This window comes from Photobacterium lutimaris, assembly GCF_003025555.1.
In the GTDB taxonomy this organism is placed as follows: domain Bacteria; phylum Pseudomonadota; class Gammaproteobacteria; order Enterobacterales; family Vibrionaceae; genus Photobacterium; species Photobacterium lutimaris.
In genome coordinates this window covers 1-15622 of sequence record NZ_PYMH01000008.1, presented here as the reverse complement: position 1 = coordinate 15622, position 15622 = coordinate 1, and the positions used below count along the sequence as shown (strand labels likewise).

At 52.4% G+C, this 15622-nt stretch carries 12 protein-coding genes and 11 tRNA genes; 22 read left to right on the top strand and 1 reads right to left on the bottom strand.

Going from position 1 to position 15622, the window contains the following annotated elements:
- Positions 1-55: 55 nt before the first annotated feature.
- Genes truD through rpoS form a run of 5 tightly spaced genes read left to right on the top strand, consistent with a single transcriptional unit; the run spans position 56 to position 4520 of the window.
- The gene (gene truD, locus C9I99_RS16175; protein ID WP_208113428.1) at positions 56-1120 is read left to right on the top strand and encodes a tRNA pseudouridine(13) synthase TruD; all 1065 of its coding nucleotides are present in this window, start codon (positions 56-58) and stop codon (positions 1118-1120) included.
- Positions 1101-1847, top strand: a complete 747-nt coding sequence (gene surE, locus C9I99_RS16170; RefSeq protein WP_107349911.1) for a 5'/3'-nucleotidase SurE — start codon at positions 1101-1103, stop codon at positions 1845-1847. The genes truD and surE overlap by 20 nt, the downstream gene beginning before the upstream one ends.
- A 5-nt stretch (positions 1848-1852) precedes the next feature.
- Positions 1853-2482, top strand: coding sequence for a protein-L-isoaspartate(D-aspartate) O-methyltransferase (locus tag C9I99_RS16165; protein ID WP_107349910.1), 630 nt, complete (start codon positions 1853-1855; stop codon positions 2480-2482).
- 5 nt (positions 2483-2487) lie between these two features.
- Positions 2488-3471, top strand: coding sequence for a peptidoglycan DD-metalloendopeptidase family protein (locus tag C9I99_RS16160; RefSeq protein ID WP_107349909.1), 984 nt, complete (start codon positions 2488-2490; stop codon positions 3469-3471).
- Positions 3472-3527: 56 nt separating this feature from the next.
- Positions 3528-4520 (top strand): RNA polymerase sigma factor RpoS, encoded by a 993-nt coding sequence (rpoS, locus tag C9I99_RS16155; RefSeq protein ID WP_107349908.1) that lies wholly within the window; start codon positions 3528-3530, stop codon positions 4518-4520.
- Positions 4521-4611: 91 nt separating this feature from the next.
- Here the strand turns inward: rpoS and mutS are convergent, their stop codons facing one another.
- Positions 4612-7188, bottom strand: a complete 2577-nt coding sequence (gene mutS / locus C9I99_RS16150; RefSeq protein WP_107349907.1) for a DNA mismatch repair protein MutS — start codon at positions 7186-7188, stop codon at positions 4612-4614.
- Positions 7189-7466: 278 nt separating this feature from the next.
- On the opposite strand from mutS, the gene pncC reads away from it, so the two are divergent.
- The 17 genes from pncC to C9I99_RS16065 all read left to right on the top strand — a co-directional run bounded on the left by pncC (position 7467) and on the right by C9I99_RS16065 (position 15619).
- Entirely contained in the window at positions 7467-7943 is a 477-nt protein-coding gene (gene pncC, locus C9I99_RS16145) for a nicotinamide-nucleotide amidase (protein ID WP_107349906.1), read from the top strand.
- A 134-nt stretch (positions 7944-8077) separates the two neighbouring features.
- Positions 8078-9124 (top strand): recombinase RecA, encoded by a 1047-nt coding sequence (recA, locus tag C9I99_RS16140; RefSeq protein ID WP_107349905.1) that lies wholly within the window; start codon positions 8078-8080, stop codon positions 9122-9124.
- A gap of 91 nt (positions 9125-9215) precedes the next feature.
- On the top strand, positions 9216-9677 hold the full coding sequence (gene recX, locus C9I99_RS16135; RefSeq protein WP_107349904.1) for a recombination regulator RecX: 462 nt from the start codon (positions 9216-9218) through the stop codon (positions 9675-9677).
- 268 nt (positions 9678-9945) lie between these two features.
- Entirely contained in the window at positions 9946-12570 is a 2625-nt protein-coding gene (gene alaS, locus C9I99_RS16130) for an alanine--tRNA ligase (RefSeq protein WP_107349903.1), read from the top strand.
- A 16-nt stretch (positions 12571-12586) separates the two neighbouring features.
- Positions 12587-13777 carry an aspartate kinase gene (locus C9I99_RS16125; protein WP_107349902.1) on the top strand — a complete coding sequence of 397 codons (1191 nt, stop codon included), beginning with the start codon at positions 12587-12589 and terminating at the stop codon, positions 13775-13777.
- An 85-nt stretch (positions 13778-13862) separates the two neighbouring features.
- Positions 13863-14060: a carbon storage regulator CsrA gene (gene csrA, locus C9I99_RS16120; protein ID WP_107349901.1), complete on the top strand. Its 198-nt coding sequence runs from the start codon at positions 13863-13865 to the stop codon at positions 14058-14060.
- 205 nt (positions 14061-14265) lie between these two features.
- A tRNA-Ser gene (locus tag C9I99_RS16115) sits at positions 14266-14358 on the top strand.
- Between the two features lie 32 nt (positions 14359-14390).
- Positions 14391-14467, top strand: a tRNA-Arg gene (locus tag C9I99_RS16110).
- A gap of 52 nt (positions 14468-14519) precedes the next feature.
- Positions 14520-14596 (top strand) — tRNA-Arg (locus C9I99_RS16105).
- Between the two features lie 10 nt (positions 14597-14606).
- A tRNA-Ser gene (locus tag C9I99_RS16100) sits at positions 14607-14699 on the top strand.
- Positions 14700-14739: 40 nt separating this feature from the next.
- Positions 14740-14816 (top strand) — tRNA-Arg (locus tag C9I99_RS16095).
- A 51-nt stretch (positions 14817-14867) separates the two neighbouring features.
- A tRNA-Arg gene (locus C9I99_RS16090) sits at positions 14868-14944 on the top strand.
- 10 nt (positions 14945-14954) lie between these two features.
- Positions 14955-15047 (top strand) — tRNA-Ser (locus C9I99_RS16085).
- 40 nt (positions 15048-15087) lie between these two features.
- A tRNA-Arg gene (locus tag C9I99_RS16080) sits at positions 15088-15164 on the top strand.
- Positions 15165-15251: 87 nt separating this feature from the next.
- A tRNA-Arg gene (locus tag C9I99_RS16075) sits at positions 15252-15328 on the top strand.
- Positions 15329-15378: 50 nt separating this feature from the next.
- A tRNA-Arg gene (locus tag C9I99_RS16070) sits at positions 15379-15455 on the top strand.
- Positions 15456-15542: 87 nt separating this feature from the next.
- A tRNA-Arg gene (locus C9I99_RS16065) sits at positions 15543-15619 on the top strand.
- Positions 15620-15622 lie beyond the last annotated feature (3 nt).

Genomic DNA, 15622 nt, shown 5'->3' with positions numbered 1-15622 from the left:
GGGCTATGTAGCCTTGCCTTCTGGCATCTCGGTGCTGCTAAAGAATGGTGTAATTATGTCTACGGTAATGGACAACTTCAGCTGGTTGTATGGAAAACCAAGCTGTCAGGGCCGCATTAAGGTTGAACCTGAAGATTTTGTAGTAAAGGAAAACCTTGGCTTCGAGTTTGCCGGAGTGGGCGAGCATTTTATGGTGAAGATCCGCAAAACCGGAGAAAACACCAAGTATGTGGTCAATGAATTGGCTAAAGCCTGCGATGTTAAGTCGCGGGATGTGAGCTGGGCTGGCTTAAAGGATCGCCATGCGGTGACCGAGCAGTGGCTCAGTGTGCACTTGCCGGGTAAGCCCGATCCTGACTTGGCACAATTTGTGGCCGAACACCCTGGCGTCGAAGTGCTGGAAACCGCCCGCCATGATAAAAAATTGCGTCCTGGTGACTTGGCGGGGAACTGGTTCCAGCTGACACTGCGCGATCTGGATCAGGCCGATGACGTGATGGTACGTTTGGAGCAGGTTAGCCAGCTCGGTGTGCCGAATTATTTCGGTGAGCAGCGCTTTGGTCATGGTGGTAATAATGTCATTAAGGCCCGCGCTTGGGGGAATGATGAATTCCGTGTTCGCGACAAGAGCAAGCGTAGCTTCTACCTTTCGGCAGCACGCTCTTGGTTATTCAATATGGTGCTCTCAGCGCGCATTGAGCAGCAAACTGTACATACGGTGGTTGCAGGCGATATGCTTGAGACCGAGGGAGACGATCGCGGCCGCTTGGTAGAATCGGATCTCGAGCAATGGCAGCAGGCGGTAGACAATGGCACGGCAAGCATTACGGCACCCATGATGGGTGACAATGCCCTACCGACCAGCGCACAGGCTGAAGCCTTTGAAATGGCAATCGTCGAGCAGGAGCCTCTGCTGCTCAAGCTGATCCGAGACAACCGGATGCGCCACGAGCGTCGTCCGCTGCTGCTGAAACCCCAGCAGATGGTATGGCAGCAAGAGGGCGATAGCGTCACCGTTTCTTTTGCGCTACCGGCAGGCTGTTTTGCCACCGCGGTAGTTCGCGAGCTCATGGTTGAGCTGGAACAACAGGAAGGACACAATGCGAATTCTGATCAGTAACGATGATGGTATCTTTGCCGAGGGGATCAAGACCTTGGCGAAGATATTGAGCGACATCGGTGAGGTCACGGTGGTCGCACCGGACCGTAACCGTTCTGGTGCCTCCAATTCACTGACCCTGGATAATCCGCTGCGGATCCGTCATGAAGGCGATCAGCGGATCTCCGTTGAAGGGACACCGACGGATTGTGTCCATTTCGCACTTAATGAATGGCTGGATGAACGCCCGGATGTTGTTGTTGCGGGTATCAACCATGGGGCCAACCTAGGGGATGATGTGCTGTACTCGGGTACGGTTGCAGCCGCAACGGAAGGCCACTTCCTCGGCGTGCCGGCCGTTGCCGTTTCGCTGGTGGGTCATCAGCATTTTGAGACCGCGGCACAGGTTGTCAAAGAGCTGCTGCTAAAAGCGCAGACACAGCCGTTGCCAAACAATAAAATATTGAATATCAATGTGCCGGATGTCGCTTATTCACAATTGGGTAGCTGGCAGGTGACCCGCCTTGGGGCCCGCCACCGTGCTGAGAATATGGTTAAGGACACGGATCCTCGGGGCAAAGAGCTATATTGGCTGGGTCCTCCGGGGCCTTGTCAGGATGCCGGCCCGGGAACCGACTTTTATGCCATTGAGCAGCAATGTGTATCGATTACCCCACTGCAGGTTGATCTCACCGCGCATGATGCGTTGGAAGAGATCAGTGAGTGGGTTGAGCAACAGGAGAAATAGTCGCAATGCGCTATGTGGACGAGCGGACGCTTTTGCTGAACTATTTACACCAGCAGGGGATCTGTGATGATAAGGTGCTCCAGGCGATGGCGTCTGTCCCGCGGGAGCGGTTTATCGATGAAGCCCTGTCACACAAAGCTTATGAAAATAATGCTCTGCCTATTGGTTGCGGCCAGACCATCTCGCAGCCGTACATTGTCGCCAAGATGACGGAGCTGATGGCTCTGTCTGCTGACTCAAGAGTACTTGAGATTGGTACGGGGTCGGGATATCAAACGGCGGTGCTGGCACACTTGGTTAACCACGTGTACTCGGTTGAGCGGATTAAGGCATTGCAGTGGCAGGCCAAACGACGCCTGAAACAGCTGGAGCTGCATAATGTCTCGACCAAGCACAGTGATGGTTGGCTTGGCTGGGCCGGAAAGGGGCCGTTCGATGCCATCATTGTCACGGCGGCGGCCGCTGAAATTCCCGTGGAGCTTCTTGGCCAGTTGGCTGATGGGGGCCGTTTAGTGATCCCTGTCGGTGAGCATGCACAGGTATTGAAGGTGATTGTCCGTAAAGGGGATCGTTTTGCCTACCGCGATATTGAAGCGGTACGCTTTGTTCCACTTGTCGCCGGGGAGTTGGCGTAGGTCATATGATAAGGGTGTTGTCTTCAGCAAGGGCGTGGAAGCTGGCAGCGATAGCTGCCGGCCTGATGTTGTCTGGCTGTAGTAATCATAGTCCTGCGCCGGTGATGAGCCTTGGCAAGGACTACGACAGCCTGGAGCGCGGTAGCTATCGTGGTAGCTATTATCAAGTCCAGAAAGGCGATACGCTGTATTTCATTTCTTATATCACCGGGCGGGATGTTGACGATATTATTGCAAGTAATAAATTGTCGAAGCCTTATACCATTTTCCCTGGTCAAAGGTTGCAATTGTGGCGGCCGAAATACGTTGCACCGCAGTATGGCAGGGCTGCACCGATTGTTGCTGCCACACCGGCACCGATTGTTGTTGCTGCCACACCTGCAGCGAAAACCCCAACAAAAACAAAAAGCTCAATACCTGTTCAAACAAAACCTGCGGCTAAGACGCAGCCTATGACACAACCGGCCTCCCAGAAGCCGGCTCAGTCAGCTGTAACTAAGGCGCAAAACGAGCAAAAAGTCGCCAATAAAAATGTTGATCCGGCTCCCACAAAAGAGTACTCTCAAAAAACCAAAAGTAACAAGGTTGTTACATCTAAGCCGCAATCTAGCAACGCCAAAGTGGCTAACTGGTCTTGGCCGTCGAAGGGGCGTGTGATTGCCAAGTTCTCCAATTCGGAGAATGGTAATAAGGGGATCGACATCGCTGGGCAGCGTGGACAAACTGTCAATGCGTCTGCTAATGGGGTGGTGGTTTATGCTGGTAATGCGCTCCGGGGATACGGCAATTTGGTGATTATCAAACATAACGATGATTATCTCAGTGCTTACGCCCACAACGACCAAATTTATGTCAAGGAGCAGCAAAAGGTATCGGTTGGTCAGAAAATTGCCTCAATGGGCAGTTCCGGCACAAGTACCGTGAAGCTGCATTTTGAGATCCGTTACAAAGGTAAGTCCGTAGATCCAATGCGATATTTACCTAAATAGACAACATGGCATAGTAAAGTTGTAATGTCTTGCTAACTCGCCATCTGGGAGGCGCTATGAGTGGAAGCAATACTGCTGCAGATATTGAAGACTTTGAGTTCGACGAAGAAACGGAGGTTGAATCCGCGACCGTTGAAACCAAAGCTGAAGGTGTTAGTGCTAGTGACGATGATGTCGATATGTCGCAATACGGGGCCACGCAGAAAGCCCTCGACGCGACGCAACTCTACCTCGGAGAAATTGGTTTTTCACCTCTACTAACCGCAGAGGAAGAAGTCCTCTATGCCCGTCGTGCTCTACGAGGGGATCACGTTGCCCGCAAGCGCATGATTGAAAGTAACCTCCGTCTGGTCGTTAAAATTTCCCGCCGTTACAGCAACCGTGGTTTGGCTTTGCTCGACTTGGTCGAAGAAGGTAACCTTGGTTTGATCCGTGCGGTTGAGAAGTTCGATCCGGAGCGAGGCTTCCGCTTTTCAACCTACGCAACATGGTGGATCCGCCAAACCATTGAACGAGCAATCATGAACCAGACACGGACTATCCGTCTGCCCATTCATGTCGTTAAAGAGCTGAATGTTTACCTTCGTACCGCCCGTGAGTTAGCACAGAAATTGGACCACGAGCCAACGGCGGAAGACATTGCGTTTAAGCTGGATAAATCGGTGGATGACGTCAACCGGATGCTACGCCTCAATGAGCGTGTCGGTTCAGTCGATAACCCGATCGGTGGCGACTCCGAAAAAGCCCTGCTTGATATCATTCCGGATGAAAAGAGTGGTGGTCCCGAAACATCAACTCAAGATGACGACATCAAAACATCCATCGTTCACTGGCTACAGGAACTCAACCCGAAACAGCGAGAAGTGCTGGCACGCCGCTTTGGCTTGCTTGGTTATGAGGCGTCGACATTGGAAGATGTTGGCCGTGAGATCGGCCTGACCCGTGAAAGAGTGCGTCAGATCCAGGTTGAAGGCTTACGCCGCTTACGCGATATGCTAACCCATCAAGGGCTGAGCATTGAGTCGCTGTTCAACCAAGAACAACTGTAAACCGGTCCACTTTAACCTTACTTTTTCCGGTTCAAATCAAAAAGGGATGCCAGATGGCATCCCTTTTGTTTTCCTTTATTTACCCGCCCGGTTACATCAGAGCCTTCAAGCGGTACAACTCATCCAGTGCTTGGCGTGGTGTCATTTCGTCTGGATTGATCCGCGCCAGTGCTTCTTCGACTTCGCTTGGCTCCGGCAGCAGGCTCAGCTGTTGTTCGACTATCGGTTCTTGGCTGTTAGTGCTAGGCGTAACGGCTTGCTGGTGGCCACTGGCTTCTAGTTGCTGAAGTTTGAACTTGGCACGTTTGATCACCGACTTCGGCACACCGGCCAAGCTAGCAACGGCCAAGCCGTAAGACTTGCTGGCTGCCCCTTCCTGTACCGCGTGCATAAAGGCGATTTCATCACCGTGCTCTACGGCATCTAGGTGGACATTGGCCAAACCGTCCATCAGCGATGGTAACTCGGTCAGTTCAAAGTAGTGGGTAGCGAACAACGTCATAGCCGAAATTTTATCGGCTAGCCATTCGGCACTGGCCCATGCCAGCGACAGACCGTCATAGGTACTGGTACCGCGCCCGATCTCATCCATCAATACCAAGCTATTTTGCGTGGCATTATGCAAGATATTGGCAGTTTCGGTCATTTCTACCATGAAGGTCGAGCGGCCCGAAGCCAGGTCATCAGAAGCACCGATACGGGTGAAGATCCGATCCAGCGGACCGATTTTAACGGCTTCGGCCGGTACGAAGGAGCCGACATGGGCCAATAGGGCAATCAATGCTGTCTGGCGCATATAGGTTGATTTACCACCCATGTTCGGACCTGTGATGATCAACATCCGGCGATCATGGTGGAGTGAAATCGGGTTGGCGATAAACGGTTCGCTCAGTACCTGCTCGACCACTGGGTGGCGACCGGCCGTGACTTCGATCCCGGTGCTTTCTGTTAACTCGGGACGGCAATAGTTCAGGGTATCTGCACGCTCGGCCAAGTTGGCAAGGACATCTAATTCCGACAGGGCACTAGCGGTATTTTGCAGTTGCTCAAGCTGAGGTAGCAGCTGATCAAATAGCTCTTCCCAAAGCTTTTTCTCCAGCGCCAACGCTTTAGATTTCGAGTTAAGTACCTTATCTTCGTGCTCTTTGAGCTCAGGAATGATGTAGCGTTCGGCATTTTTCAGAGTCTGGCGACGCACATAGTGGCTCGGTACCAGGTGGCTTTGCCCACGGCTGACTTGGATAAAGAAACCGTGAACATTGTTGAAACCCACTTTCAGGCTATCGATATCATGGCGTTCGCGCTCGTTGGCTTCCATCTCCTCAAGGAACTTGGTTGCCCCGTCGGCCAGATCTCGCCATTCGTCCAGCTCGGCATTGTAGCCCGGTGCGAGTACACCACCATCACGGATCACCACTGGTGGGTTCTCGATAATGGCACGCTCAAGCAATTCGCACAGCTCGTCCATCGGGGCGGCAAGCCCTGCCAGCTCACCAATACGGACCTGGTTAATTTCGCCTAGTCGTTCAGCTAGTTCCGGCAGGTGTTGCAGTGCAGTCCTCATACGAGCGAGATCACGTGGGCGGGCAGATCGCAGAGCCAGTCGGGCAAGGATACGTTCCAGATCGCCCATGTGACGTAGTACCCCGGCTAAATCCAAGAACAGTCCGGAGTCCTTGAAGGCGGTAATGGCATCAAGGCGGCCGTTGAGCTGCTGGCGATCTCGGATCGGCTGGTGTAACCAGCGCTTGAGCAAGCGGCTACCCATCGGTGTTGACGTTTGGTCGAGGACCGAGGCCAAGGTATTGTCGAAGCCGCCAGCCAAGTTCTGGGTCAGTTCGAGGTTGCGACGGGTGGCGGCATCTAGGATCACCGAATGATCTTTAGTATCCAGTGTGATGGCCCGGATGTGAGGCAGGGCAGTGCGCTGGGTATCTTTGACATATTGCATCAGGCAGCCAGCCGCACACAGACCGTGCTCGGCCTGTTCGACGCCGAAGCCAACTAGATCGCGGGTACCGAACTGCATGGTCAGTTGCTGTCGCGCGGTCTCGAGATCAAACTCCCAAACCGGACGGCGACGGGCACCTTTCATACCATGGAACAGGCCCGGCAGATCGAAATCTTCCGGATACAGCAATTCAGCCGGGCTGGTACGCTGCAACTCGGCCTGCATCGCTTCTTCGGTTTCTGGCTCGGCAAGCATAAAGCGGCCCGAGGTAATATCCAGCGTAGCGTAACCGAACTTGCTGCCTTCGTGATAGATGGCGGCAATCAAGTTGTCTTGGCGCTCGCTGAGCAGCGCCTCGTCGCTGACGGTACCCGGCGTGATAATTCTCACTACCTTACGCTCGACCGGCCCTTTGCTGGTCGCGGGATCACCGATTTGCTCACAGATAGCAGCGGAGACACCTTGCTGAACCAGTTTGGCAAGGTAGCCCTCAATGGCATGGTAAGGGACTCCTGCCATCGGGATCGGCTGGCCATTGGAAGAACCACGCTTGGTCAGCGAGATATCCAGCAGTTGCGAAGCCTGCTTTGCGTCATCAAAAAATAGTTCGTAGAAATCACCCATCCGATAAAACAGCAAGACCTCCGGATTCTCTGCTTTGATCCGTAAAAATTGCTGCATCATAGGTGTATGTTTTTCTAAGCCTTTTATTGTCACGTTGTTGCCTGCTACATTGTGCCGGAGGGCCGGATGACCCTGCTGTATCCGGAGGAAGTTTCTGGTCGCTTAGGATACGTGATCCCGACCTTTCGGCAAAGGGGAGAGCGTGTATTTTTCCTGCTGCAAACGTTGCGGTGGGCCGTAGGCTTGCCCGCTGTGGCTGAGCCAAGTAATGTGTACGTAATGCATGGCTAGCGGCGTATTTCAGTGACACGGAACGGTTTTTCCGTACTCGTCTCGCCGTTTTAGTCTGGTCGTATTAACTAGGAGTGATGATGGCATTAGCACAACAGGTCGGGCAGGCCTTGGCCCTGCGTAACTGGGTGGCAGTCACCGCCGAGTCCTGTACCGGGGGCGGAGTATCTACCGCGATCACCGATATTGCCGGTAGTTCGGCATGGTTTGACCGGGCATTTGTAACCTACAGCAATGAGGCCAAGCACGAAATGCTCGGCGTTAAGGTAGAAACATTGGCCCAGTTTGGCGCGGTGAGTGAGCAGGTTGTCGCCGAAATGGCAACGGGGGCGCTGGCCCATTCACGAGGTGACATCGCCGTGGCCATCAGCGGTATTGCGGGGCCTGGTGGTGGTAGCGAAGAGAAGCCAGTCGGTACCGTGTGTTTTGGTTGGGCTGATCAAACCGGCAAGCTAAAGGTGGAAACCTGCCTGTTTGCTGGTGATCGCCAAGCCGTTCGCCAGCAAGCTATTGAAAAAGCACTATCTGGACTGATTGCGTTGATGGCACAATCCTGAGGCGTTCTTGAGCCGAGATCAATTTGGCGAAAAAATTTTCATCCAGTGCTAGACACTGTATGAATAGACAGTATACTAATCATCAATATCAGTACTTAGTTTAAGCATTAATTAAGCATCCCTTGGAGAGTCGAATGGACGACAACAAGCAGAAGGCACTCGCCGCCGCGTTAGGTCAAATTGAAAAGCAATTCGGTAAAGGCTCGATCATGAAATTGGGCGACAACCGCACAATGGATGTCGAAACCGTGTCTACCGGTTCTCTGTCTCTCGATATCGCCTTGGGTGCTGGTGGTCTGCCAATGGGCCGTATCGTTGAAATCTACGGTCCTGAATCGTCGGGTAAAACCACGCTGACACTGGAAGTCATTGCGGCTGCCCAGCGTCAAGGAAAAACCTGTGCCTTCATCGATGCTGAGCACGCGCTTGACCCAATTTACGCCCAGAAGCTGGGTGTCGATATCGACCAGCTATTGGTTTCCCAGCCGGATACGGGTGAGCAAGCATTGGAAATTGCCGATGCCCTAGCTCGCTCTGGTGCCGTCGATATTCTGGTTGTCGACTCCGTTGCAGCCCTAACACCTAAGGCTGAAATCGAAGGTGAGATGGGTGATTCACACATGGGTCTGCAGGCGCGTATGCTGTCTCAGGCGATGCGTAAAATCACCGGTAACCTGAAGCAGTCGAACTGTATGTGTATCTTCATCAACCAGATCCGTATGAAGATCGGTGTGATGTTCGGTAACCCAGAAACCACAACCGGTGGTAACGCGCTGAAATTCTACGCGTCTGTTCGTCTTGATATCCGTCGTACCGGCGCTGTCAAAGAAGGTGATGAAGTTGTTGGTAACGAAACCCGTATCAAGGTTGTGAAAAACAAGATTGCGGCACCGTTCAAGCAAGCTGAAACCCAGATCCTTTACGGTAAAGGCTTCAACCGCTACGGCGAGCTGATCGACCTGGGTGTTAAGAACAAGCTGGTTGAGAAAGCGGGTGCATGGTACAGCTACCAGGGCGACAAAATTGGCCAGGGCAAGGCAAATGCGTGTAAGTACATCGAGGAAAATCGCCATATTGCCGAAGAGCTTGAAGCGAAATTGCGTGAGCTATTGCTAACGCCGGCTGTGCTTGAAGAAGCCACGGCTGAAGCGGAAGAAAAAGCTGAAGATAAAGCATTCTAATCATGCTTAGCCGATAAGGCGGGATGAGCAGAACAGAAGAGCGGGCGGGTATTTTTACCACGCCCGTTTTTGTTTTTAGCAGGAGAGGCTAATGAAAGCAAAGAAGCCGGCCCAAAGTGCCACGCGATTGGCGGTCAGGTATCTGTCACGCCGTGACCATGCAGAGAAAGAGTTGCAGCAAAAGCTGCTAGCCCGTGGCTACGAGCAGGCCGACGTTGATGAAGCGGTGGCACTTTGCCAAGACTACAACTGGCTGGATGATGCAAGGTTTGCCGAGCGATTGCTTGGTAACGGTATCGCCAAGGGGTGGGGGTTGCTGCGCATCCGCCAGGAGATGGAACACAAGGGGGTGCATGAGGCCATCGTTTGCCAGTTGTTCGAACACGATGAGTTCGATTGGTATGAGCACGCCCGTGAGGTTGCCCTGAAAAAATTCGGTGAAACACCGATGGAGACTGAAAAAGAAAAAGCCCGACGGCTGCGTTTTATGCAGTCCCGAGGGTTTGATTTCGAGCAGATCAAATATGCCCTTGATGTCGAAGATGAATACTGACCCAGCTTTCCCCTCGCTCTAAACACCAAAAAATCCCCCCATCTCCCCCTTGATATCCGAATGGCGGGGATAAATTGCCTTATTTCTGAACATAACATTTCCCGTATTGGCTACCGTTGTTTTACAATAACCGCCAAAGAATTTATTTTAGTCCCATCACTGCCTGCCCAAATTGTCCTGCCGAGGGCATGGTGGAACTCAGGGCAGGTGAGAAGACAGTTAAATTCGACCATTCAGTTTACATAAAAGCATTATTCAGGATTTGCCAATGTACATGAGCACTGATGAGATTCGCCGTGCGTTTCTTGCGTTTTTTGAGAGTAAAGGCCACCAGATAGTTGAGAGTTCATCTCTTGTGCCTGCCAATGACCCTACGCTGTTGTTCACTAACGCGGGTATGAACCAGTTCAAAGATACATTCCTAGGTCTGGAAAAGCGCAACTACACTCGAGCAACAACCGCTCAGCGCTGTGTTCGTGCCGGTGGTAAGCACAACGACCTGGAAAATGTTGGTTTTACCGCTCGTCACCACACGTTCTTCGAGATGTTGGGTAACTTCAGTTTCGGTGATTACTTCAAGCAAGACGCGATTAAGTTTGCTTGGGAATTCCTGACCGTCACACTGAAGCTGCCAGCAGATCGTCTGTTGGTTACCGTTTACGAAACCGATGACGAAGCCTTCGAGATCTGGAATAAAGACGTGGGCGTACCGGCTGATCGCATCGTGCGTATCGGTGACAAGAAAGGCGGCAAGCCATTTGAGTCAGACAACTTCTGGCAGATGGGCGACACAGGCCCTTGTGGTCCTTGTACTGAAATTTTCTACGATCACGGTGATCACATCTGGGGTGGCCGTCCGGGCACTCCGGAAGAAGATGGCGACCGTTTCATCGAGATCTGGAACAACGTATTTATGCAGTTCAACCGTCAGGCTGACGGCACGATGGATCCGCTACCTAAGCCGTCGGTAGATACCGGTATGGGCATCGAGCGTATCTCTGCCATCATGCAGGGTGTGCACTCCAACTACGAAATCGATATCTTCCAGACGCTGATCAAAGACGCAGCTGCAGTGATTGGCCACGACGATCTGGGCAACCAGTCGCTACGTGTTGTTGCCGACCACATCCGCTCTTGTGCGTTCTTGATCGCTGATGGTGTGATGCCGTCAAACGAAGGCCGCGGTTACGTACTGCGCCGTATCATCCGCCGTGCGGTTCGTCATGGTAACAAGCTAGGTGCCAAAGGTGCCTTCTTCTACAAACTGGCTGCTCCGCTAGCTGAAATCATGGGCACCGCCGGTGAAGAGCTGAAGAAGCAGCTGGAAATGGTCGAGAAAGTACTAAAGATCGAAGAAGATAACTTCGGTCGTACATTGGACCGCGGCATGACGATTCTTGCTGAAGCGCTGGATAACCTTGATGGCAAAGTGCTTGACGGCGAGACTGTGTTCAAGCTGTACGATACCTACGGTTTCCCTGCTGATCTGACCAATGATGTCGCGCGTGAGCGTGGCTTCTCTATTGATGAAGAAGGCTTCAACAATGCGATGGAAGCACAGCGTCAGCGTGCCCGTGATGCCGGCCAGTTCGGTGTTGATTACAACGATGCGATCAAAGTCGATGCAGAGACTGAGTTCTGTGGCTACGGCGCAACGGAAGGCCAAGCGAAGGTTGTTGCCCTTTACCGTGAAGGTGAAGCGGTTGAAGCGATCAATGCTGGCGAAGAAGCATTGATTGTGCTGGACAACACCCCGTTCTACGCCGAGTCTGGCGGCCAGTGTGGTGACACCGGTGCGATGACTGCTGACGGTGTGCAGTTCGTTGTGGCGGATACCCAGAAGTTCGGCAATGCCATCGGTCACAGCGGCAAGCAGGCCGAAGGTTCACTGAAAGTGGGCGATAAGCTGACGGCAACCGTTGATGCAGCACGCCGTGCGGCGACTAGCCTCAACCACTCAGCGACCCACTTGCTGCATGCTGCTCTGCGTAACCTGCTTGGTGAGCACGTGACCCAGAAAGGTTCACTGGTTAAGCCTGAAGGTTTGCGTTTTGACTTCTCTCACCTAGAAGCGGTGAAGCCGGAAGAACTACGTGAAATCGAACGTGTGGTGAACGAGCAAATCCGTATCAACCACGCGATCAACACTGATGTGACGGACATCGAGTCAGCCAAAGAAAAAGGCGCTATGGCGTTGTTTGGCGAGAAATATGATGACGAAGTTCGCGTCCTGAGCATGGGTGACTTCTCCGTTGAACTGTGTGGTGGTATCCATGCGGCTAACACCGGTGATATCGGTTTGTTCAAGATCGTTTCTGAAGGGGGTATCGCTGCTGGTATCCGCCGTATCGAAGCGGTGACGGGTGAAGCGGCAATCGCGGCACTGCATGATCAGGAAGCACTCCTGGCTGAAACTGCAAGCTTAGTGAAATCTGATGCCGCATCAGTGGCGACGAAAGTTAGCGCGCTGGTTGCTCACAGCAAACAGCTGGAAAAAGAAATCCAGCAACTGAAAGACAAGTTGGCCGCGCAAGAAAGTGCAGGCCTGATCAACCAGGTTCAGGAAATCAACGGCGTTAAGGTGCTGGTCACCAAGCTTGACGGCGCTGACAACAAAGCACTTCGTGGTATGGTTGATGAACTGAAGAACCAGCTAGGTAGCGGTATTGTTGTTCTGGGTAATGTCAGCGGCGATAAAGTTGGCCTGATTGCCGGTGTTACTAAAGACTTGACGAGTAAAGTTAAAGCGGGCGAGTTGGTTAACTTGGTTGCCCAGCAAGTTGGCGGTAAGGGCGGCGGTCGTCCAGACATGGCGCAAGCCGGTGGTACTGATGCAGCGGCATTGCCTGCAGCATTAGAGTCAGTGACCCCATGGTTGGTTGAAAAACTGTAATAGTTGGAGAGGTGCAGTGGCACTATTGGTGCAGAAATTTGGTGGTACGTCGGTCGGGAGTATCGAACGTATTGAAGCGGTGGCTGAGCGTGTGATCCAGGCACGCCGGCTGGGTCATCAGATTGTCGTGGTTGTTTCTGCGATGGCTGGCGAGACCAACCGTTTGTTGGGAATGGCCAAGCAGATAGATGCTGTTCCGACCCAGCGGGAGCTGGATGTATTGTTGTCAACTGGCGAGCAGGTCACCATTGCCTTGCTTGCTATGGCCCTCAATCAGCGGGGGTATCCGGCAACATCATTGACCGGTGATCAGTTGGGGATCCGCACTGATACTGTATTCAACAATGCCACGATCACTAAGGTAGAGACCGAGGTGGTGACAGCGTTGCTCGAACGCGACCACATTGTTGTGGTCGCAGGGTTCCAAGGGCGTGATAGTCGAAACAACATCACAACCTTGGGGCGTGGAGGGTCTGATACCACAGCGGTCGCTATTGCCGGTGCACTGGCTGCCGATGAGTGCCAAATCTTCACGGATGTCGACGGGGTGTATACGACCGATCCCCGTTTGGTCAGTGAAGCGGCTCGCTTATCGACGATTCATTTCGATGATATGACGGCCATGGCGCGCCATGGCGCAAAAGTGCTACAATTACAGTCGGTTGAATATGCTGAGCAACATCAGGTTCCGTTGAGGGTCCTTTCATCATTCGATGAAGGGGAAGGAACCTTGGTTAATTTCTCGATGGTACCATCCAATGGTGCCGTAGGGGTCGCTGTAAAAAGCGGACAGGCATTATACCGTGTTGCACAACCGCTTGAGAAAGTGGAGCAGCAACTTGGCTTGTTAGGATTAGATGCTTGGTGCTATGGTGATAGACAGCAAGCAACCTATCCTTCAGCCTATATAGTTGCGGCCGATGACGAGTTGGCCCGGCTGAATGTTATTTTAGATACAATTGAATTAGCTCAACCTTCCGTCGCTATACTGACCCTAGTCGGGGAAAGGGTAGAAAGGGACAGTGCGCAAGTGACTGCCTCGTTGGCAGAGAAAGGGGTGAGTATATATCAACAAAAAAGTACTGCTCGTTGTGTTTCATTATTGATCAATGGGCAACATTTACAGTTAGCCGTAGAACACATCCACAAAAAATTTGTGGTGGAGCCAGAAAGTCTGGATAATCGACCACTTCTCGCTGTTTCTTGAGCAGTGAACATTTACGTAATTGTAAATATTGTTGGATAAAAAACGTTAACTCTTATAATACTGAGATTACTCAAGGAGCACACGAATGCTAATTTTGACACGACGCGTAGGTGAAACGCTAATGATCGGTGATGAAGTCACCGTTACTGTTCTTGGCGTTAAAGGTAACCAGGTTCGAATTGGTGTAAATGCACCGAAAGAAGTCTCTGTACACCGCGAAGAAATTTACATGCGAATTCAAGCGGAAAAAGAATCAGGTTCCCAGGGGTCTGGAAACTACTAATTCGAAGAAGGCCAGCATTTATGCTGGCCTTTTTTGTAATTGCCAGTCGCGCCATATTCTTGAATCTAGAAGAGATACTGGGCCATTACGCGTGATAATATGCCGTGTTGGCTATTAAGTGCGCATCCGCGCAGTGGATGTCGTTTTTTCACAATAAAGTGTTTGACTTATTTTCGGCTGGCAGTAATATGGGCCCCCGCAAGACGGTGAGGTGGCCGAGAGGCTGAAGGCGCTCCCCTGCTAAGGGAGTATACGGTTTATAGCCGTATCGAGGGTTCGAATCCCTCCCTCACCGCCATTCCTTATTATTAATGAATGGACTTGCATTGCGCGCTCGTAGCTCAGCTGGATAGAGTACCTGGCTACGAACCAGGCGGTCGGAGGTTCGAATCCTCCCGAGCGCGCCATTATTGACAACGTACGGCTGCAAGGCGGTACTATATAAACCGAATTAAGTGTGCGCTCGTAGCTCAGCTGGATAGAGTACCTGGCTACGAACCAGGCGGTCGGAGGTTCGAATCCTCCCGAGCGCGCCATAATTTGTGTGGTGAGGTGGCCGAGAGGCTGAAGGCGCTCCCCTGCTAAGGGAGTATACGGCTTATACCCGTATCGAGGGTTCGAATCCCTCCTTCACCGCCATTTTTTCTTGTTCAAGCGTTGCTTGATGAAGAATGCCTGCGCGTCCGTAGCTCAGCTGGATAGAGTACCTGGCTACGAACCAGGCGGTCGGAGGTTCGAATCCTCCCGGACGCGCCATTATTGACAACGTATTGCCGCAAGGCGGTACTATAAAACCGAATTAAGTGTGCGCTCGTAGCTCAGCTGGATAGAGTACCTGGCTACGAACCAGGCGGTCGGAGGTTCGAATCCTCCCGAGCGCGCCATAATTTGTGTGGTGAGGTGGCCGAGAGGCTGAAGGCGCTCCCCTGCTAAGGGAGTATACGGCTTATACCCGTATCGAGGGTTCGAATCCCTCCTTCACCGCCATTCTTTCTTGTTCAAGCGCTGCTTGATGAAGAATGCCTGCGCGTCCGTAGCTCAGCTGGATAGAGTACCTGGCTACGAACCAGGCGGTCGGAGGTTCGAATCCTCCCGGACGCGCCATTATTTCTAAGTACCAATGGATTGTTACTTATGCCAATGACGGAAACGCATTGGTCGTTAGGTGTTTCCTAACCAAACAGATTTTGCGCGCTCGTAGCTCAGCTGGATAGAGTACCTGGCTACGAACCAGGCGGTCGGAGGTTCGAATCCTCCCGAGCGCGCCATTATTGACAACGTACTGCCGCTAGGCGGTACTATAAAACCGAATTAGTGTGCGTCCGTAGCTCAGCTGGATAGAGTACCTGGCTACGAACCAGGCGGTCGGAGGTTCGAATCCTCCCGGACGCGCCATTATTTCTAAGTACCAATGGATTGTTACTTATGCCAATGTCGGAAACGCATTGGTCGTTAGGTGTTTCCTAACCAAACAGATTTTGCGCGCTCGTAGCTCAGCTGGATAGAGTACCTGGCTACGAACCAGGCGGTCGGAGGTTCGAATCCTCCCGAGCGCGCCATTA